Below are 20,967 nucleotides of genomic sequence, written 5' to 3'. Positions count from 1 at the left end.
TAATAATGGTGAATTAAATATATACTATTCAATAAAAATATTTTTTCACATCAACTATGAATATTTTTATTTGTTTTTAATAATTTTAATTAAATTTATTTAAAATCTTGTATTTTATGGGATTTTAATCTTAATGAGATATACAGAGGATTTATATGAATAAACAAACAATTTTAACAATAAGCAAATCAATAATCATTATTTTGATTTTGTTAGCTGTTGTTTTCGCGTTAAAAGCTCCTGCAGCTGATTTGCCTATGTTAGGCAATGATATTAAGGCAGAATATGTTGATTCATCTGGTCTTCCTTATTTCAGTGAAATGGATTCATATTATAACTTAAGGTTGACAGAGAATTATGTAGATCATGGTCATGTGGGAGATGTATTGATAAATGATAGTGCATGGGATATGCACAGATATGCTCCTGACGGAAATGAAATTAATTATGAACTGGGTATCGTATATGTCACTAACTGGTTGCATGATGTGGCAAACAGTTTCTTTGGAGGAAACTATTCTATTAAGGAGACTGCATTTTGGACTGGTGCATTAATTTCTACACTTGCCGTAATTCCGGCATTTATATTTTCTAGAAGAATTTCCAATGATTATGGTGCAATCGTTGCAACAATAATCATCGTTCTTGCTCCAAACTACTTTGCACACACATTCCCAGGATTCTTCGATACAGATATGTTCTATTACATATTTTCACTGTTCTTCATATTCTTCTTTGTTGAATGTATAAGGACAGATAATATTATTCTTAAAGTAATCTATGCTGCACTGTCCATTATTTCAATTGGATTGTTCTCACAATCTTGGACTGGTTATATCTTTTATATAGGTTTAATGGGAATATTCTCAATCGTGTACTTAATTGCATGCTACTACTTTAATGTGGGTGATGACCAAAGTGATTATCCAAGCAAAATCTCCTGGTTTGTCCATAATAAAGAACTGTTATCAATTGTACTCTTAGGAGTATTAGGATTTGCAGGTCTTGCAGTATTTAAAGGTGTAGATGGAGTATTTGGCATATTTGGAAGTTTAACTTCATTATTAAGCTTGCAATCTGCTTCAAGAGTTGTGGGTGGATTCCCGAATGTTCTTATTTCTGTTGCAGAGATGCAAATGCCTTCTATGCTGGGCAGTGGAATGACTTCAATGTTCTTAGCTAATACCAGTGGTTTCATCAACGGTATTGGTGGTATTGCAGTATTCTTTGCCGCTTTGACTTCAGCTTATATTTTAGTTTCAAGATCTTTAAAATTCCGCTCTGTCAAAGAGACTATCAAATCAGTTGGAAAACCACAGAAAGGAAACAGGCTTTCAGCTTCCAAGAAAATTGATAATGACCGTAGATTCAAACTTTCATTGACCGATTTGAAATTCGGTGAAAATATAGATATTTTAGCCGATAAACGTTTGACAATATTGTACGCTACATTGTTCGTAGTGTGGATTGTAATCACAGCCCTTGCGGTAAGTAGAGGTTCAAGGTTCATTACCACAATCGTATTGCCATTTGGTTTGTTGGCTGGTGTATTTGTAACTTACGCTACCGATTACATTAAAAACAGATTGTCCGATGACAGATGGCTTATTGCAATTACAGTATTTTGCGCATTTTTAGCTGCTGTTCCTTTAGCAACTATCAATACCGTTTATGGAATTGCAATATTTGCTGTAATCGTTGCAGCCGGTTTAATAACTGTCTATGGTATTAAATCCAGTGCTTCTGTTAAAGTTCCAATTAAAAAATATGTTGTTATCATTGCAATTGTAATTGCACTTATCACTCCGACCGTATGCGGAGCTTATCAGACTTCAGAAAATGTAGTTCCGGGTACCAGTGATTCAATGTGGAATGCAATGCAATGGATTAACGAAACTCAATCTAATGATACTGTAATCACATCCTGGTGGGACTTCGGTTACCTCTTTGAGATTGCTGCTGACAAACAAGTAACATTCGATGGGGGTTCCCAGACAGGAAGCCGTGCTTTCTGGTTGGGTCAGGCAATGAGTACCGATAACCTGGATCTGTCTGCAGGTATATTTAGAATGTTGGACACCACTGGTGAGAGGGCAACTCAGTATCTGGTTGAAAATGTAACCAATGAAGATACCGGTAAGGCAACCGATATATTAATTGATATCCTGCCTAAATCATCAAGTGATGCTCAAAAAACATTGGTCGATAAGTATAAATTGACTTCAGCTCAGGCTAGTGATGTTGTAAATTACACACACCCTGACAATCCACGCCCTGTGATATTTGTAGCATCTTCAGATATGCTTCAAAAAGCTGGCTGGTGGAGTTACTTCGGTAAATGGAACTTCGAAAACCAATCTTCCCAAAACTACAACTATCTGGTTCCAACAAGCACAGTAACTGTCAAGGCTAATCAGACCGCTAACTTGACCCTGATGGAAGATCAAGGATTGACTGTAAATGCTGTCATTCAAAGAGGAGCTGGCAACAATACAACTTCAGCTCACATAGAATCAGTATACACAGAAAGCGGTGAAAAGATTATGGTAAACAATTCCGAATACAATCCTTACAATGCATCCAACATCATTGTTATAGAAGATGGATACATCATGAAAAACGAATCGATTAAGGGTGCTGAAAACGGAAACTTCACTATTTTCCTGATGGGTACTGGAGATGACTACACTCCGTTCCTGATTAGCAATGAATTGGCAAATTCGATGTTTACCAGACTTTACCTTATGGGTGGAGCCGGACAGGATGTGTTCACCAATGTTCACACAGAACCTGGTGTAATGCTGTTCAAAGTAAACTTTGATGGTAGCAGCAACTCAACTAGTGAAAATACAACATCAAGCAATTAGATTAGGAGTTTCCTAATCTTTCTTTTTTTATTTTATTATGGTGATTTAATGGGGATAGAAGAGAAAATAAAAGATATTGAAGAAGAGATTCAAAAGACACCATATAATAAAGCTACTTCTCACCATATAGGTAAACTTAAAGCGAAATTATCAAAACTTAAAGAGGAATCACTGCAAAGAAGTAGCGGAGGGTCTAAAGGCCAGGGATTTCATGTTAAAAAATCCGGTGACGCTACCGTAGTCCTTGTAGGATTTCCTTCTGTTGGAAAATCTACTCTCTTAAATAATATTACCAATGCTGAAAGTAAAGTCGGCGCTTATCAGTTTACCACATTGGATATTGTTCCCGGTGTAATGGAGCATAAAAACGCTAAAATTCAGGTTTTTGATATTCCTGGGATTATTACTGGTGCAAGTAGTGGTAAGGGAAGAGGTAAGGAAATTCTGTCTGTTGCAAGAACTGCCGATTTGATATTGGTTGTATTGGATACTCTAAATCCACAACATATCGACGTTATTATTAAAGAGTTGAGAGCCATTGGAATCAGGCCAAATGAACAGCCTCCTGATGTAACTGTTAAAAGAAAAAAATTAGGTGGTGTAAAGGTTTCTTCCACTTGTTCGCTGACTCATATGGATGAAAAAACAATAAGGTCTATTCTGAATGAATACGGTTATATCAATGCAGATGTGCTCTTCAGAGATGATGTAACAATGGATCAGTTCATAGATGTTTTGGACAGAAACAAATCCTATGTTCCGATGCTGGTCCTGTTGAATAAGGTGGATTTGGTTGATGATGCATATATTAAGGAGTTAAAAAAATATATTCCTGATTTCATTCCGATTTCTGCAGATAAAAATACAAACATAGACGAACTGAAGGATATCATTTTTGATAATCTGGACTTGGTTCGTGTGTATCTAAAACCGCAGGGAAGAAAGGCAGACATGGAAGACCCTTTAGTTATCAAAAAAGGTTCTACAGTCATTGACGCCTGTAGGAAATTACACAGGGAATTTGTTAAAAACTTCCGTCACGCCAAGGTCTGGGGAACATCCGTTAAATTCCCAGGTCAAAAAGTCGGTCCAGACCATGTACTTGAGGATGAGGATGTATTAAGGATTATTTTAAAGAAATAATTCTCTTTTTTTTATTTTTTGATTATTATGAGAAATACTGTTTTTATTAGTGGTACTCCATGTACTGGTAAAACCACTGTCAGTGAAGTTTTAGCTTCTAGTTTAAACTGTAAACTAATCAAAATCAACGATTTGGCAATCGAAAATGACTTTGTTCTTGGAATAGATGATGAAAAGGGATATAAAATCATCGACATTGACGCTTTGGAGGGGAAGGTTTCACAAATCATCGAATCCAGTGATGAATTGATTATTTTTGAAGGGCACCTGGCCCATTTGTGCAACGGTGCAGACAAAATAATTGTTTTAAGGGTTAGACCTGAGATTTTACGCGAAAGGTTGGAAGCACGCAACTATTCCGAAGCGAAAATCCGTGAAAACCTGGAAGCGGAAGCAATGGGTGTATGCACTGCTGAGGCTTATGATATTTACGGTGAAAGTGTCTGTGAAATCGATGCAAGTGATTTGACTGTTGATGAGATTGTTGAACTGCTGACTGATGTGGTGGATGGCAAGACTGATTTTCCGGTTGGTGAAATCGATTTTATGGACTGGCTGATTTAATCTGCTTTACATCAATTTTACCATGTCGTAACAATTTTATTAAATCACTTTAATTTTTCTAAGTCATTACAATTTTTCTTATTTTTCAATATTTGAATAACAAAAATAGCATCATTTGACGGGGATTTCGATAAAGTCAAAGGCATTGAAAGAATAAGTGGGTTTTAAAACTCATTTATTTTTTTATTTTTCAAAATACTTAATTTGAATATTAATGACAATAAAATCCATAACCTTTATAAATGGTAATGAACATAATTATTCTTAATATTCATATTAACCTAAGGTTTATTTTAACTATGGTTTTTGTTTTAATTTGCGCAAATCATTTTAATTCAATTTTGAATATTATATCCTATTTTCATAATTATGAGGAGGATATTTTTGAGTAGAGGAAAAAGACCGAAGTGGATGATTGATATAGCAACTGAAAGAATGAATATTCTTTTTGAACGTGCTGAGATGGAATTCATCACCCATCCTGAGCGCAGTGACCGCTATGTTGAGCTTGCCTTAAAGCTGTCCACAAAATACAATACCAAGGTTCCCAAGCAATGGAGAAAAAGGTATTGTAGAAAATGCAAGAAATTCCTTTACCCTGGTCATAATTGCACCGTCCGGCTAATTAACTCAGAAGTTAATATTTTTTGTGGTGAATGTGGCCATGTTATGAAGATTCCTTATCGCAAGGAAAAGAAAAATAAAAGGAGAGCTAAATATGAGTCAATCAAAAAAAGAAATGATGAATAGAGCTCTTTCCGCGATGACAATTAATATTGGTAAAGCTGGTGTCAATGAAAATGTAATTGAAGAGATTAAACGCCAACTTAAAGCTAATGAAATTGTTAAACTTAAATTTGCAAAAAATATCGCTAGAGATAAAGATGATTACATCGATGAAATTGTCACTAAAACCAGAGCAAAGCTCATAGATGTTAGAGGACACGTTGCTGTAATCTACAAGAAAAAGCCTTAAACATTTTAAATTTAGAGTTACAGGCCCTATTTTTTTAGGTCTTAAATTTACAGTGGATTAAGCTACAATTATTTAAAAATAAATATTGGAGAATTAATATGACTACTGTATTTGATGTACCTGCAGATTTATTAATTAAAAAAGTCGCAGAAGAATTTAAAAATAATGAAAAAATCAATTCCCCTGCATGGTCCAATTTTGTTAAAACTGGTGTTCACAAAGAAAGAAAACCAGAAAATGCTGATTGGTGGTATATAAGAACTGCTTCTATCATTAGAAGAGTCTACATGGATGGTCCAGTAGGAGTTATGAGTTTAAGAACTTTCTACGGTGGTAAAAAAGACCGTGGTGTACGTCCTGAAGTTTTCAGAAAAGGAAGCGGATCTATTGTTAGAACTGCACTCCATCAATTAGAAGACGCAGGATATGTTGAAAAAGTTGAAGGTGGAAGAGTTGTTTCCCCAGCAGGAAGATCATTCTTAGATAAACTTTCTGGTGAAATCATTAAAGATATTCCTGAACTTGAAAAATACTAATTATATTTCGGAGAGTTTGATATGAGCGATTTAGATGAAATTCGTCAAAAAAGAATGGCAGAATTACAAGCTCAACAAGCTGCTATGCAAAATCAGCAAATGCAGCAACAACAGGCTGCTATGCAGGCACAACAGCAAGAAGCACAAAGGCAACAGTTCGAAGCTCAGAAAAAACAGATTTTGGGTCAGATTATGACTCCTGAAGCTCGTGCTAGATTAAGCAATCTTAAATTGACCAAACCTGAACTCGTTGAAAACATTGAACTTCAATTAATTCAATCAGCTCAAGCAGGAAGTCTAAGAGGAAAAGTAACTGACGATCAGTTAAAAGTGCTCTTAAGGCAGATTTCCGGTCAAAAAAGAGAAATTAAAATTACAAGGAAATAATATCGATGAAAGCTGGTGTACTATATAGTGGTGGAAAAGACTCATCTTTCATGGCAGTCATGCTCAAAAGATTAGGTCTTGATGTAGAATTGTGCACAGCCAATTTTGGCGTTTATGATTCATATGTTCCAGCCAGCAAATCAGCTGCATCTTTAGGGTTTACCCATAAGGTTTTAAATTTGGATATTGACCTTTTAGATAAGACTTGTGATATGATAATGGAAGACGGATTTCCGAATGACGGAATAAAGTTCATTCATGAAAATGTCGTGGAACAGGTTGCAGAAAAATATGATATTATTGCAGACGGGACAAGAAGGGATGACAGAACTCCTAAATTGAACGTCAATCAAATCAGAAGTCTTGAAGACAGAAAAAACGTCCAATATATAAATTTGGACAGTTTCGGACATAAATCTGTCAAGCTAATAACCTCCAATCTCTTTGAGATTTCCCATGAGAAATCAAATAAGGACAACAGTTCAGATTATGAGGTTGAAATCAGGACTTTAATTGACGAAAAGGGAGGAAATTCTCTAGATATATTCCCAGAACATTATCAAACTCGTGTTATTGGATACAAAAAATAATTATTATTACAGGTGATAAAATGAGTAGAAATAAACCATTAGCTAAAAAATTAAGAATGGCTAAAGCAAACAAACAAAATAGGAGAATTCCAATCTGGGCTTATGCTAAAACTAACCGTAAACTTAGATACAGACCAAAACCTAGACATTGGAGAAGAAACAGTCTTAAATTATAAGAGGGGTTATTATGGAAAGAGTTTACACAATTCCACTTAGAAATGTTAAAAATGTTAAAAGGACTATCAGAGCTCCTAGAGCTATCAGAGAAGTTAAAAACTTTTTAACCAAACACATGAAAGCTGAAGAAGTTAAAATTGATGAATCTATCAATCATGCTATTTGGGAAAGAGGTATTCAAAAAATACCTTCTAAAATTACTGTAAAAGCAGTCAAAGATGATGATGGTGTTGTTAAAGCTACTTTAGCAGAATAGCTATAGTACCTTTTACCATGCTATTGAGTAATGTGAGGTAACAATATGTTAAAAAGAGTAGATATTGTAGGAAATCCGAATGTAGGAGTTTTTATTCTGGCAACTGATGATTTAGCTATTGTCCCTTATACCCTTTTAGATGAAAAAGCGGAAATTATTAAGGAAACATTAGAAGTAGATGTTGTTAAATCTTCTATATCAGGTAGCAGTCTCATCGGATCTTTAGCTGTAGCTAATTCAAATGGTATCGTTGTTTCCCCACATGTTTTAGATAGAGAAATAGAACAGTTTGAAAAGCTTGGTTTGAATGTCGCTACACTTCCAGGTCAGTACACTGCTGTCGGCAACATTATCGCAGCAAATGATACTGGAGCTATTGTAAGCCCATTTTTAGATTCTGAAGCTATTCAGGTGGTTGAAGAAACTTTGGATGTTAATGTCGAGTCCACTTCGATGGTCGGAAGCGATATAATAGGTTCTTTAATTACCGTTACTAATAAAGGATTTTTAATTAGTAGCCGGGCTGTTAAAAGTGAAATTAATTTTGCTCAAGAAGTATTTGGTGTAGAAGGAGATATTGGTACTGTTGGTAAAGGTATTCCTTTGGTTGGCGCATGCACTATTTCCAATTCAAACGGTGCAATAGTGGCTAAAGACAGTACTGGTCCTGAAATGGCTAGAGTTGAAGAAGCATTAGGCTTTTTGGATGATGATTTTTAATTAATATATCATGAGGGATTTAATATGATAACAAAAATTTACAGAGTTAAAGGTACTTTTGTAATGGGCGATGAATATCATGAGTTTACTAAAGAATACAAAGCTACTTGTGAAGCTGATGTAGAACAAAAAATCTACGAACGTTTCGGAAGTAAACATGGTATTAACAGGAACCAAATTTCTATTAATGAAATCGAGGAAATTGCTCCTGAAGATGTTTTAGACCCAATCGTAAAAGAAATTTTATAGATGCATTTAAGGTGTTAACATGGAAGATCAGCAAAGATTAAACAATCTTCTTAATGAAATCAATGCATATTCACAACAGGCGGAATTAATCAAACAACAGATTGAATTGATTCAGGCTTCCATGGCTGAAATCGATGCATTGTCCAACACTTTAGACGACATCGAAGGAAAAGAGTCTATTGAAGCTTTTGTTCCTGTAGGTGCTGGTTCTTTCATTAAAGGAGAACTTAAAAGTACTGATGAAATTATTGTAAGTATTGGATCAGGTTTTGCTGTTAAAAAAGATGCAGACGGTGCTCGCGAAATTATCTCTGGGCAAAAAGACGACTTGAAAGACAGCTTGGACAAAATGTTGGCTAACTTGCAACAGGTCACAGACATTGTCGGCAATCTTCAGGCTCAGGCTGAACAAATCGCAGCCGCTGCTCAAGGCAACATGACTCAAATGAGATAATACCATACAATTTTTTCTTTTTTCTATTTTTTTTTATTTTCAACTATTTTTTTCAAAACATTTATTTTAAATTACTCTCAAAGTATACTTAACTACATGTTATGAGGTGACAATATTGAAGTTAAGTAAGGTATTAATTGCACTTTTAGCAGTTTTCATGCTCATTTTAAGTGCAGGTATGGTTTCAGCAGATGATGCTTCACAAAATCAGGATGATGACGGCGAAGAAACCACTCTTGATGATACTGAAGAGACTGTAGATGAAACTGGTGGAGATGCTGATGATGTTGAAGAGACTGTAGGTGAAACAGGTGCATATGCCGATGAAACCAATGATTTTGAAGATAGCATGCAGGAAGGCAGTGTCATCGATGCGGCAACATATAATGAAACCAATGAATCAGGTTCTGCTGGTGCAGAATCCACTCCGATTCAGGATACCTACGCCACAGGTAATCCTTTAGTGGTATTGCTGGCTGCTGTAGCAGGCATTGGTATATCTTCATTAAAACGCAGGAAATAACTTAAGGCTTTATATCAAAGTCTTCTTTTTTTTCAATTTTTTCATAATTATTTATAATATTAAAGATATAAAATACTAATAATTAATTTCATTGACTAACTATTAAGGTTGGGTTATTTTTGTTTGAATCATTAAAAAAGAAATTTTCACGCACAAGTGAAAAATTAGAAGAGGAACTTATAGAAGAAGCGGAAAAAGAGGACAACCTCCAGGAAGAAGAGGGTAAAAGATTTTCATTTTTCTCATTCGGACGCAAAAAACAAGAGGATGAAAAAGAAGATGATTCCAATTTACTTCCGGAAGCTAGTGATGATGTGGAAGCCGAATCAATCGAAGAAGAAACCGTTGAAGAAGATGAAGAGAAAAAATCAGGTTTCTTTAGTTTTAAAAGTAAATCCGATGAAGATGAGGAAAGTGATGCGATAGAAGAAACCGAAGAAGTTGAGGAAGAGAAGAAATCCCATTTCTGGAGCAGGAATAAGGACAAGTCTGATGAAGATGAAACTGATGATGAGAACGATTTGGATGAGTCAGTAGATGCTGAAGAAGTTGAGGAAGAGAAGAAATCCCATTTCTGGAGCAGGAATAAGGATAAAAAAGAAAAGGTTCCTGAAGAAGATGAAGAAAGCGAAGAAGACGAAGAAAAGAAATCTCACTTCTGGAGCAGGAATAAGGATAAAAAAGATGATGTCTCTGCTGACGGTGAAGCTACCGGCGGTATTTTCTCATTCGTTCGTGAAAAAACCATTTCCGAAAAGCATGTGGAAGATATTCTATGGGAACTTGAAATGGAACTTTTACAGGGCGATGTTGCTATGGAAGTGGCTAATGCAGTTGTTGAAAGTGTTAAAAATGATTTGGTCGGTAAAAAAATCAAAAGAAGCAATGACATCACTGAATACACTTTCCTTGCTTTGAGAAATGCTGTTGGCGAAATCATAGACATTCCTGGCAAATCCATGACAGAAATGATTGAAGAGAAAAAAGCTCAGGGAGAGCCTCTTGTCGTCATGTTTGTCGGAATCAACGGAACCGGAAAAACAACAACTATCGGTAAATTGGCCAACTATTATCTTAAAAAAGGATATACTCCGGTAATAGCTGCTTCAGATACATTCAGAGCAGGAGCTATCGAACAGGTAACATATCATGCTGACAATGTTGGAGTTAAAATAATCAAACATAAAAAAGGATCAGATCCTGCCGCTGTTGCATTTGACGCCGTTGAACATGCAAAAGCACAGGGAAAAGAACTGGTATTGATTGACACTGCAGGAAGGATGCAAACCAACACAAACCTTATGGACGAAATGAAAAAGATTAAGAGGGTTGCAAAACCTGACCTTGTTATATTTGTAGGTGATGCATTGACAGGTAACGATGCTACCGAGCAGGCAGTCAAATTCAACGATGCAATTGATATTGATGGAGTTATCTTAACCAAGGCAGATGCCGACAGTAAAGGGGGAGCTTCCCTTTCAATCGGTTATGTAATCAAAAGGCCTATCATGTTTTTAGGTGTAGGACAGGGTTATGATGACATTAAGGAATATGATGCTGAATGGATGCTGGATCAGCTGTTCAGTGAAAGCGAAGAGGCAGAAGTAGCTGAGGAATAATTATATGGACATCAAAAAAGTACTGTTAATAGTTTTAATAATCCTAATCATAATGGCGGCAGCCTTCACTTTGATGGGTTTTAAAAATAACAATCCGTTAGCTGAATCTTTAAAAGTTAAGGAAAACGCTTCCATGGCGGTGACAGGGGATGTCATGTTTGCACGTAACATGCCTGGTGTTTTAAGTTTGGATTCAAGTCCCTTTGAGGGTGTAAGCAATGTAACTTCAAATGTGGATTTGCTTTTGATTAACTTTGAAAATGCGGCAACCACTTCTGAAAATGCTGTAAAAGGGGATGTTCCTTTAAAATGCGACCCAAGTTATGTTCCATTGGCCAAAGCTAATGAAAACACTGTTGCATCTCTTGCAAATAATCATGCATTTGATTATGGTGTTGATGGAATGAGAGATACAGTCAGAAATCTTGAGGATGCGGGAATAACTCCTATCGGTGCCGGTGAAAACGAAAGTGATGCTCACAATGCGGTTGTCAAAGATGTCAACGGCCGTAAAATAACCATATTGAATTATATGGATTCAAACAATTTCGCAGAATATGACTATGATGTGATGCCTTATGCCAACGGGTCTTCACCTGGTTATTCAGCGTACAACTCTCAGGTTGCACAAAAACAGGTTGCAGATGCCAGAAACGATTCTGATTTGATTGTGGCATATATGCATTTCGGAAACGAATATTCAACATCTCCAAATGAGGATCAGACCAAAATTGCACATGAACTGATAGATTATGGTGCAGATGTTGTAATCGGCTCACATCCTCACGTTCCGCAGGGTATTGAGATGTACAACGGAAAACCGATCTTTTACAGTCTTGGAAACTTCATATTCGACCAATCAAATGAAGATACTCATGTTGCATACTTTGTTGAGATAGATCTCGTTGGAAATACCGGTGAATGCAGCGTTTACCCGATTCATATTTCTGGCTACCTTCCACAGTTCATGTCTGCAGAGGACGGAACTTCACTTCTTGAAGGATTGTCTCCACAATGCAGTGAACTTCATATTGAAGATGGTGTCGGAAAGCTGAGCTTTAATTTAACTGAAAACTAGAATTTTTTAATAAATTCTTTATTTTCTTTTTTTTATCATTAAATCATCTTATTTTTTTGAAAATCATTTTAAATCAGGTATTTGTTTATATTGTCCGTTGAATTGATGTGTTTTAATGTATAAACTTTGTTAATATTAATGTTTCATTGATGATTAGGCGAGTATTTTTTTAATTTAAATTCACTTTATTTAAGCTTATTATAACTTATTTCAACTGAATAATTGTTTTATTTTCTATTTCTATATGTTTTCAGTATTTTTTAGCTAATTTGGTCTATTTTGGCTTGTTTTAAGTTTTAAAAACATTTATATATCATTTAATGATATAATTTTACTTACAATATATTTTTTTTAATATAATCAAAGAAGGTGAAAAAATTTCGATAAAAACTAAAGCATTGTTCATATCATTCGCTTTGATTTTTTTCATGCTGCTCGGTAGCGCATGTGCAAGTGATGACGGCAATGTTTCAAGTATTGAAAATTCTTATGATAATCATGATTTATTATCTGTAAGCGATGATTTGAATTTAGAATCATCCGCTAATGAAAATTTAAGCGCTTCTGCCAAGTTGGATGTGGTTGATGCAGTTGATGATGAAAGTAAAGATAATCTGACTGCAGTAAATGAAGAAGTATTGGCCACTTCCAATAAGAATGCTTCATTCAGTCCGTATTCAGGCTCAACCATTCTTAACGGAAGCAATTTTTATGTAAAACTTTTGGATGAAAATGGAAACCCCTTGGTTGGCAAAACTGTGGTATTTTCATTCAATGGAGCAGTTCACAAATCAGTCACACAAAAAAACGGTGCGGCTTATCTGAAATTATATGGTGATAGCAAATATTATGCCATATTCTATAAGTTCGCGGAAAGCGGTTACAATACACTCACATCCAAAAGCACAATTCTTTTAATATCCGATTCTGCTTCAAAAATCAAAGGTTCAAACACCGTTGCATATGTCGGTTATAAAAATCCATTTAAGGTAACCCTGACTGCAGATGGTGTAGTATTAAAAAATAAAAGGGTTAAATTTGTAATCAATGGTAAAACATATTACAGGTACACAAATTCAAAAGGCGTAGCCTGCCTGTATTTAAGCTACAGCCGTGTTTCCTCACACACCATCAGGTATTACTTTGAAGGCGAAGATAATATTGAATCTTCAAGCGGCAAGGCAATTGTGACCTTCAAAAGAATTTCCACTAAAATATCCAGGGCAAATTCTGAGGTATACTCCCCTAATGTATTGACTCCGTTTAAGGTCAGGGTAATCGATGGAAAGGGAAATCCTGCTTCAGGTAAAGTCATTTTTACATTGAACGGTAAGAAATATACAAGAAATCTCAATTCAAAAGGTATTGCGCAGCTGGGCGTCAAGTTAAGTGCAGGAACCTATAAGATAACATACACTTTTTACAGGACAAACAAATATGCCGCCAGCACAGGATCAGTCAAACTCGCAGTCAAATCCCATGCCAAAAACAACGGATTTTGGCTATTCGGTTCAGATATGAAAAATGTCAACCTGAACACTCTGGCCAAGTACAATACAAAACACATTTTCCTAAATTACTACGCTCTGGAATTGCATGGAAAATCCGCTGTTGAGACTTTCATCAAAAATGCGAACGCTAAAGGCATAAAAGTTCATATATGGATGCAGGTCTTTTATAATGGAAATTGGGTCTCTCCGGTAAACAGTGATGGGTCCTATAAGTATTCCTTCTTCACATCCAAGATAAACGAGGCCAAAAAATACGCATCTCTCAAAGGTGTGGCCGGCGTTCATCTGGACTATCTTAGATTCCCCGGAACTGCATACAATTATAAAAATGGTGTATCCGCAATCAATTACTTCACCAAGCAACTGGCAACTGCAGTCCATAAAGTGAATTCCAAACTCATAGTTTCCGCAGCATTAATGCCTGAAACAACCAGCAACAAATATTATTACGGTCAGGATATCTCCTCACTTAGCCAGTCACTTGATGTGCTGATTCCAATGGTTTATAAAGGAAATTATGGTGCATCTTCCTCTTGGATTACAAAAACAACCAAATGGTTTGTTACAAATTCCAAAAAAGCCCAAGTATGGACAGGACTGCAATCATATAACTCTGACGATGATGTGAGCAAACTGTCTGCATCTGCCCTTTTAAAGGATTCCAATGCTGCAGTGTCAGGTGGAGCAACTGGAGTTATAATGTTCAGATGGGGATTAAGCAGTTTCTTTGATTTCTCTAAACTATAGAATTTAATTTTCTATTTTTTTTAATTTTTTTTTAGGTGAAAAATATGCGAAAAATTCTTTTAATTCTAATATTTTCATTAACGCTTCTTTTGGCGATATCTTCCGTATCTGCCGGCGAGGATATATCAGATAACCTCACTGATACCGGTGATGATATCGAAGCTCTTCAGACAGTTGAAGATATTCAGTCTGGTGATGATACGGAGCCTCTTCAGGCCAGTGAAATTTCAGATGAGGTTAGTGTTAGTAATTCCACTTCAGATGTTTCCAAAGCAAGCTCTAAGGTATCAGCTTCAAAAGCAGTGGGTTACACAACATTTCCAACAAAATTTACAGTCAAACTAACAGTCGACGGTAAGAAAATAGCCGGAAAGAAAGTCAATATTTTTGTAAATAACAAAAATTACACAAGACTCACTGATAAAAACGGTGATGCCACATTGAATATTTATCTTGCAAAAGGAAATTATAAGGTCATCTACTCATATGCTGGAGATAAGAACACCAGCGCTTCAAGCGGTGTTGGCTCAATCAATATCAAGGATGCCATAAAAACCAAGTTGAAGGTGGGAGACAACTACATCAGTTACCGTCAGGGTCTGAAAACAATATTTTATGTCAAGCTGACTGATGTTAAAGGAAATCCCATAAAGTCAAAAAAAGTCATTTTCAAGGTGCTTGGAAAAACCTACACTGCGAAAACGGATTCAAAAGGAAATGCAAGGATTTATCTTAACCTCAAATATGGAAACCATATGGTCTATTACTGTTTTGTTAAGGACAGCCCTTACCTGTCTTCAAAAGGAAGCGCCAAATTGTTTTTCAAACATCCAATGGCAAAAGGTAACGGCTATTGGATGTGGCCGTCTCACATGAGCTCCACAAACCTCAAGACTCTTGCAAGCAGAGGAACAAAACACATTTTCCTAGAAAGCTATGCAATATCCGCATATGGAACTTCCTATGTTGCATCATGGATTAAAAAGGCACACAGCTACGGTATTAAGGTTCATATATGGATGTGCGTATGCAGTGACGGTGAAAATTGGGTTTCTCCAGTAAGGGATGACGGATCCTTCAAGTACTACTTTATCAATCAGAAGATTGACAGTGCTGTTCGATACGCCAAAATTGCCGGAGTGGATGGAATTCACCTTGATTATATGAGATACGGCGGAACCGCCCACAAGCACATCAATGCGATCGCTTCAATAAACTATATCGTTAAAAAGATAAGCTATAGTGTCCATAAGGTAAATAAAAATTGCATAGTTTCTGTAGCTTTGATGCCTGAACCTAGCATGATGCATTATTATTACGGTCAGGATGTTCCTTCCCTAAGCAAATATGTCGATGCATTGATTCCAATGGCATACAAAGGCAATTACGGCAAAAATACCAATTGGATTAAAGGCGTCACCAACACTTTTGTAAAGCAATCCATGGGCGCTCAAATCTGGACAGGACTGCAAGCATACCATTCTGATGACAATACAAACCCACTGTCATATTCTGAGTTGCTTAAAGATGCAAAAGCCGCTAAAAGCGGGGGTGCAAAAGGAATAGTGCTGTTCAGAATAGGCATATCAAAATATCTTAACTTTAAACTGGTATAATTCTTTTTTACCATTTTCTTTTTGAGAGAGCCTTCAATCTCTTTTTTTCTATATTTTTCTTTTTTTCGGACTGGAACTGCTTATTTTGGCGATTGGTTGTTGTTTCGTTATTTCTCATGATGGTTACCAAATCTATTGAGTTACCGCTGCATGCCATCAGAATTCTGATTTCTTTATATTCCTTGGACTTTGGAGCTTTGTATACTACAGCATAGATGTCTTTTTCAACATGTTCCCAGCTGACAGGTTCTTCATTCATTAGGCAGTCTATAATGTAGCTTCTCTGAAGGCCGTTTTCATCAAGTCTCTGTTGAAAGTGTCTGTTTTCAAAACACCAGTTTATGCCTGCAGTATCTCCCACCATAAATTTATCGAAGACATTCATTTTTTCACTAGTAATTATTATGTTAGATTTATTATATATTATTTCCATAATTAGTATCATTGAGGGAATTATTATGTCTGAACAAGCTCAGTGGGATTCATCAATAGCATTTATTTTTGCAATGATCGGAGCGGCAGTGGGTCTTGGAAACATCTGGCGTTTCAGTTATGTTCTTTATTCTAATGGTGGGGGATCATTTTTTATTCCTTACTTTACAGCGATAGCTATTATGGGAATTCCGTTTTTAATATTGGAATATGGTGTGGGATTCAGTTTCAAGGAGTCTTTTTCAAAGATAATGCGCAAAATCAAGCCGCAATTTGAAATCATTGCTTGGATACTGGTTCTTTTTGTATTTGTAGTAACAATTTATTATATGGTAATCCTGAGCTGGGATTTGGTTTACCTGTTAAGCAGCTTTACATTTAGTTGGGGAACCGATGCTGCGGCTTACTTTACACAGACTGTAGGTGGAAGTTCAAACCTCTCCAATGCCAGCTTCCTGCTTATTCCTACAACTGTCGGCGTTTTGATATTATGGGTTATCTTATGGTTCATCGCCCATAAGAATGTTGATAAGGGTATCGGAAAAGCTTCAAAAATACTCATTCCAGCATTGTTTGTCATAATGGGAATCATTGTTGTATATGCCTTGACCCTGCCTGGTGCGGGCATTGGTATCAGCACTCTTCTTACTCCTAACTGGGGAATGCTTCTTGATGTAAACATATGGCTTGCAGCATTTGCCCAAATCATATTTTCACTAAGTATGGGTCAGGCCATTGCACTTACATATGCAAGCTACCTGCCTGAAAACTCCAAACTGATTGACAATGTATTGATTGTGGTGGCATCCAATTCTGCTTTTGAAATATTCACTGCATTTGGTGTATTTTCAATTTTGGGTTATATGTCAGCTACTGCCGGAACCCCTATGGTTCAGCTTATTACTGAAGGAACCGGTTTGATTTTCATTGTTTTCCCAATGATTTTTAACATAATGGGTCCTATTGGACGTATATTGGCTCCATTGCTGTTCCTGGCTATTTTATTTGCAGGAGTAACTTCAGCATTGGGATTTTTCGAGCCGATGCTGAACTCAACATCCGACAAACTTGGATGGTCCCGTAAGAAAACCGCAACAGTGCTGGCGGTTATAGGCTGCGCATGCTCAATTGTTTTGACTACCGGTATCAGCAGTTATCTGGTCGGTATCGTTGATTCATTCGTCAACGAATTCGGAATATTGCTCCTGATTGGAATTCAATGTATAATATTTGCATGGTTCTATGGTGTGGAACACTTCCTTCCAGCTTTAAACGAATATTCAACATTTAAAGTTGGCAGAACATGGTCTTTTGTAATTAAATACCTTCTTCCGATTGTTTTAATCATAATGTGGATAATCGGTATTGTTTCACTGTTCAGCACAGCAAAACAGTTTGAGATAATTATTGATTTGATTATCATCATTGCCGTTTTGGTCTTTGCTGTGGTGCTGACCAAAATCAAACCTGCACGTGAATAATCAATTTTATTCACTTTTTTTATTTTTTAATATATATTCCTTTTTTAAAAAGAGTCTCTTTTGTTATTTGAAATGTTTTAATTAATGTTTTAATTGATTATTATTATAGTTATCAATGAAACTTATAAAATTATTGTCCGGTACTTTAAGAATTACTGATGCTTTTTGATTAGTATGTTCTGTATGCATCATATGCGGCATATGCGGAATAGATTATGCTTATGAAATGCCCGAACTGGTTGTTTATGAAGAAGTATATGAAGATGTTGAGGAAAATCACTATTGCAAACATTATAATTCCTTTCTGTCGGTCTCCGTTAATTGCCTGGCCAAGTCCTGGTATAATGAATGAAAGAACTGCATTGGTCAATGCACTCATAAAAAATCACCTCTGTCAATTTCTAAAACAAGATTGTCTGGAAAAACAAGTTTTCCAGACTTAAACTAAAAATTTTTTTAGTGTAACTTGGGAGTTACAGTTAATAGTTTCAATCGGATTTTATTTAAAGATTTAGTTATTTAAGTTTGCCTAAAATTCGGTCGATTCTTAAAAAAATCATAATGATGAATATTTTAAAAAAAGAGAAGTGTAAAGGTTTTAATTTCCTTTACATTTGATATATTTTTCGATTTACACAGTCACTATCCAATGGGATCCCTCGTAGAGGCCATCTCCCTCGAATCTGAAGGTATATGTGTTATAGCCTGATGGAGGAAGTCCGAAGATGCTGCCGGAATTTTCAGTCCAGGTATACGCTCCGGAATAAATCTTAATCGGCTTGACTAATTCCTTTCCATTAGCATCCCTTAAGGTTGGGCCGAATGTATATGACATTACATAGCCGTTTGCAATGAAACGAACGCCTTCCCATACACTTAATGAGGTTGTTATTTTTTTGGCCAGAACAACCGCAGAACTTTTTGCGCTTGCAGCCTTGTAATTGCTATTGGCTTTTGTAGTGATTGAAACCACATGGCTGCCTTTTGTGAGCGCTTTTGTTGAAAAGCTAGCTTCACCTTTGCTGTTTGTTTTTGCAGTCAATGTCTGATAGGTTTTTCCGTTTTTGATTTTAACTGTAACTGCAATTCCATTGACAGCTTTTTTGGATACTTTGTTAGTAACTGTAACCTTGAAAGCAGGACCTTTCTTGTACACTGAATACTGTTTTGGAGCGGAAATGGAAATTGCTGATTTGGAAACTGTAATTGAACTGGTTTTTGATGATCCTGTGCAATATGCAGTGTCCTTAATGCTTATGACCACCTTATGTGCACCGACACTTAATGATGATGTTGAATACTTTGCAACGCCTTTGGAATCGGTGGTCACTGTAACTGTTTTATATTTGCTTCCTGTGTATATTTTTAAAGTCAATCGGGCTCCACTGACTGCCTTGTTGGTCTGTGTGTTTATCAGTTTTATCTGGAAGTATTTTCCGGAAGCATAAGTGGTTGCTATTTTGGTTGGCTTGATATTTACCGGCGCTTTTGAAATCACTATGCCATCCAATTTTGTGGAATTTGCAACAATCCTTTCTGAAACAACATTCGCAGTGGCAGAATAGGTTCCTGCGCCGAATGGAATTTTATATGTAGCGGTTCCATTGGAATTTGTGGTTAATCTTACGGTTTTTCCATTTGAAAATCTGATTTCAACAGTCTTGTTTGATAGAGGATGGTTGAGAACGGTAATCATTGAAACTTTCAGGACAACATCACCGTAATATGAGCCTTCCTTTGAAAGACCTATTGATGCGACAGTTGCAAAACTGGTCATGTTTGCATTTACAAAGTCTGTCAGGTATACTTCTGTTTCCACGCCATTGTAGTTGATTGTGGTTGATGAAGAGATGCCGTCATCAATATAGAATCCTGCCATTAAACAGAAATCGTCTGTGAATATCTCCGGGATTGTGTAGATGGCAATCCCGTTTGAATCGGTAGTTATTTTGGTGAGGTTATATATGTCTCCCAGGAATGTCAACGGTTTTGAATTTGAATCGGCGCCTAACTTGTCATTGCCTGAAACGTTTTTTGGTGAGTTAGGAACATATCCTATGACGGATAAGTCAACGTTTGCCAATGAGGAATTGTCCGCTTCATTTGTTAATTTGAATGTAACCTTGTTTTCACCATACTGTTTTGGATAGTCGATTATTTCCAGTTTGGCAGTTATAATTTTCTCTTCCCAGTCATCGTCATCTTCCCAGTCGTCATCAGGGTCATAATCATCATCTGGAAGCAGTCCGTCGACATCATTGCCATTTTCAATGTTGGCGAGTGAATCTGCAGTGTTGTCACCTGCGCTAACGGCCGAAGCAAGGCTGATGGAGACTATGACTAGAATCAGTGTAAAAATATAAAATTTCTTATTGGCCATAATAAAAACTCCTTAACTGGTAATATATTGGACGGATGACATATTAAGTCAGTTAAAGAAAATGCTTTCATTGTGGCGAGCTTATTTTAAAAGTAATGTCATGTTTTTGTGATGTTTTGCCGGCCTGTTTCATCCATGACTTGCGGCGATTTGCATCTCAATTTGAAAGGAGTTTATAGATGGCTATTTTTCCTGAATCTGTAAGGATTTTTTTTATTATCATTGTCGTTAGTTTTTGCAGACTGCATATTCAACATTTGACAGGGTTTTTTGTTGCATTCTTGTCGGTGAGTCTATACAATATACTGTCCCCTATTCTGTTGCTTCGTCAGTGATTTCTGGATTGGTGTTCAATGCAGAATTGTTTCCCATACGGATTATTTCGGTTTTAGTGTATTGTTGTCAATAATGTTGTTTTCCGCCATATTCTCAATTCAGTAGTGCTTAAACAGGTAAACCGATAGCCATGATGTTTTAGAACGAAAAGAATTTTTTTTAATCAACTATAAACTCCTGATTAATAGTATTGAATTCAGTCAATTTAAATGAGTTAAACCAAAAGCTTTAGTCATGTCCTCATTTATGTGAAAAATTAAAAAAAGAGGGGGAATGAATCCTCCCAGATTTTTTCAATCTAGTTCGGTTCATTTCCTAAGTCAAC

General features: G+C 36.2%; 22 protein-coding genes. 19 read left to right on the top strand and 3 right to left on the bottom strand.

Annotation, left to right across the window (positions count from 1 at the left end; all coding sequences use genetic code 11):
• Nucleotides 1-155: 155 nt before the first annotated feature.
• From Q4Q55_RS00825 to Q4Q55_RS00740, 18 genes are all read left to right on the top strand, one after another.
• Entirely contained in the window at nucleotides 156-2,867 is a 2,712-nt protein-coding gene (locus Q4Q55_RS00825) for an STT3 domain-containing protein (RefSeq protein WP_303370928.1), read from the top strand.
• A gap of 48 nt (nucleotides 2,868-2,915) precedes the next feature.
• Nucleotides 2,916-4,010: a GTP-binding protein gene (locus tag Q4Q55_RS00820; protein WP_303370927.1), complete on the top strand. Its 1,095-nt coding sequence runs from the start codon at nucleotides 2,916-2,918 to the stop codon at nucleotides 4,008-4,010.
• A 27-nt stretch (nucleotides 4,011-4,037) separates the two neighbouring features.
• Nucleotides 4,038-4,574, top strand: coding sequence for an adenylate kinase family protein (locus Q4Q55_RS00815; protein ID WP_303370926.1), 537 nt, complete (start codon nucleotides 4,038-4,040; stop codon nucleotides 4,572-4,574).
• A gap of 384 nt (nucleotides 4,575-4,958) precedes the next feature.
• Nucleotides 4,959-5,324, top strand: coding sequence for a ribonuclease P protein component 4 (locus tag Q4Q55_RS00810; protein ID WP_303370925.1), 366 nt, complete (start codon nucleotides 4,959-4,961; stop codon nucleotides 5,322-5,324).
• Nucleotides 5,293-5,550: a YhbY family RNA-binding protein gene (locus Q4Q55_RS00805; protein ID WP_303370924.1), complete on the top strand. Its 258-nt coding sequence runs from the start codon at nucleotides 5,293-5,295 to the stop codon at nucleotides 5,548-5,550. The genes Q4Q55_RS00810 and Q4Q55_RS00805 overlap by 32 nt, the downstream gene beginning before the upstream one ends.
• A gap of 98 nt (nucleotides 5,551-5,648) precedes the next feature.
• Nucleotides 5,649-6,086: a 30S ribosomal protein S19e gene (locus Q4Q55_RS00800; protein WP_303370923.1), complete on the top strand. Its 438-nt coding sequence runs from the start codon at nucleotides 5,649-5,651 to the stop codon at nucleotides 6,084-6,086.
• A 21-nt stretch (nucleotides 6,087-6,107) separates the two neighbouring features.
• Nucleotides 6,108-6,473 (top strand): DNA-binding protein, encoded by a 366-nt coding sequence (locus Q4Q55_RS00795; RefSeq protein WP_303370922.1) that lies wholly within the window; start codon nucleotides 6,108-6,110, stop codon nucleotides 6,471-6,473.
• Between the two features lie 5 nt (nucleotides 6,474-6,478).
• A complete protein-coding gene (locus tag Q4Q55_RS00790) occupies nucleotides 6,479-7,063 on the top strand; it encodes a hypothetical protein (RefSeq protein WP_303370921.1) in 585 nt (194 codons plus the stop codon).
• A gap of 20 nt (nucleotides 7,064-7,083) precedes the next feature.
• On the top strand, nucleotides 7,084-7,239 hold the full coding sequence (locus Q4Q55_RS00785) for a 50S ribosomal protein L39e (RefSeq protein WP_004032463.1): 156 nt from the start codon (nucleotides 7,084-7,086) through the stop codon (nucleotides 7,237-7,239).
• 11 nt (nucleotides 7,240-7,250) lie between these two features.
• Nucleotides 7,251-7,496 (top strand): 50S ribosomal protein L31e, encoded by a 246-nt coding sequence (locus Q4Q55_RS00780; protein WP_296881772.1) that lies wholly within the window; start codon nucleotides 7,251-7,253, stop codon nucleotides 7,494-7,496.
• A gap of 45 nt (nucleotides 7,497-7,541) precedes the next feature.
• A complete protein-coding gene (locus tag Q4Q55_RS00775) occupies nucleotides 7,542-8,216 on the top strand; it encodes a translation initiation factor IF-6 (RefSeq protein WP_303370920.1) in 675 nt (224 codons plus the stop codon).
• Between the two features lie 24 nt (nucleotides 8,217-8,240).
• Nucleotides 8,241-8,465 (top strand): 50S ribosomal protein L18Ae, encoded by a 225-nt coding sequence (gene rpl18a, locus Q4Q55_RS00770; RefSeq protein ID WP_303370919.1) that lies wholly within the window; start codon nucleotides 8,241-8,243, stop codon nucleotides 8,463-8,465.
• A gap of 19 nt (nucleotides 8,466-8,484) precedes the next feature.
• Nucleotides 8,485-8,919: a prefoldin subunit alpha gene (pfdA, locus tag Q4Q55_RS00765; protein WP_303370918.1), complete on the top strand. Its 435-nt coding sequence runs from the start codon at nucleotides 8,485-8,487 to the stop codon at nucleotides 8,917-8,919.
• A gap of 115 nt (nucleotides 8,920-9,034) precedes the next feature.
• On the top strand, nucleotides 9,035-9,442 hold the full coding sequence (locus Q4Q55_RS00760) for a hypothetical protein (protein WP_303370917.1): 408 nt from the start codon (nucleotides 9,035-9,037) through the stop codon (nucleotides 9,440-9,442).
• 119 nt (nucleotides 9,443-9,561) lie between these two features.
• Complete coding sequence (ftsY, locus tag Q4Q55_RS00755; RefSeq protein ID WP_303370916.1) at nucleotides 9,562-11,061, top strand: signal recognition particle-docking protein FtsY; 1,500 nt, start codon at nucleotides 9,562-9,564, stop codon at nucleotides 11,059-11,061.
• A 4-nt stretch (nucleotides 11,062-11,065) separates the two neighbouring features.
• Nucleotides 11,066-12,139: a CapA family protein gene (locus Q4Q55_RS00750; RefSeq protein ID WP_303370915.1), complete on the top strand. Its 1,074-nt coding sequence runs from the start codon at nucleotides 11,066-11,068 to the stop codon at nucleotides 12,137-12,139.
• A 428-nt stretch (nucleotides 12,140-12,567) separates the two neighbouring features.
• Nucleotides 12,568-14,397 (top strand): Ig-like domain repeat protein, encoded by a 1,830-nt coding sequence (locus Q4Q55_RS00745; RefSeq protein WP_303370914.1) that lies wholly within the window; start codon nucleotides 12,568-12,570, stop codon nucleotides 14,395-14,397.
• A 44-nt stretch (nucleotides 14,398-14,441) separates the two neighbouring features.
• The gene (locus tag Q4Q55_RS00740; protein ID WP_303370913.1) at nucleotides 14,442-16,013 is read left to right on the top strand and encodes an Ig-like domain-containing protein; all 1,572 of its coding nucleotides are present in this window, start codon (nucleotides 14,442-14,444) and stop codon (nucleotides 16,011-16,013) included.
• Between the two features lie 7 nt (nucleotides 16,014-16,020).
• Here the strand turns inward: Q4Q55_RS00740 and Q4Q55_RS00735 are convergent, their stop codons facing one another.
• Nucleotides 16,021-16,398 carry a hypothetical protein gene (locus Q4Q55_RS00735; RefSeq protein ID WP_303370912.1) on the bottom strand — a complete coding sequence of 126 codons (378 nt, stop codon included), beginning with the start codon at nucleotides 16,396-16,398 and terminating at the stop codon, nucleotides 16,021-16,023.
• Between the two features lie 73 nt (nucleotides 16,399-16,471).
• On the opposite strand from Q4Q55_RS00735, the gene Q4Q55_RS00730 reads away from it, so the two are divergent.
• The gene (locus Q4Q55_RS00730; protein ID WP_303370911.1) at nucleotides 16,472-17,926 is read left to right on the top strand and encodes a sodium-dependent transporter; all 1,455 of its coding nucleotides are present in this window, start codon (nucleotides 16,472-16,474) and stop codon (nucleotides 17,924-17,926) included.
• Between the two features lie 169 nt (nucleotides 17,927-18,095).
• Here Q4Q55_RS00730 and Q4Q55_RS00725 read toward each other — a convergent pair whose 3' ends face one another.
• Nucleotides 18,096-18,305, bottom strand: coding sequence for a hypothetical protein (locus Q4Q55_RS00725; protein ID WP_303370910.1), 210 nt, complete (start codon nucleotides 18,303-18,305; stop codon nucleotides 18,096-18,098).
• Between the two features lie 252 nt (nucleotides 18,306-18,557).
• Nucleotides 18,558-20,306, bottom strand: coding sequence for a hypothetical protein (locus tag Q4Q55_RS00720; RefSeq protein WP_303370909.1), 1,749 nt, complete (start codon nucleotides 20,304-20,306; stop codon nucleotides 18,558-18,560).
• Nucleotides 20,307-20,967 lie beyond the last annotated feature (661 nt).

It is taken from the genome of Methanobrevibacter sp. (assembly GCF_030539555.1).
In the GTDB taxonomy this organism is placed as follows: domain Archaea; phylum Methanobacteriota; class Methanobacteria; order Methanobacteriales; family Methanobacteriaceae; genus Methanocatella.
This window is presented reverse-complemented; position numbering and strand designations above follow the sequence as displayed.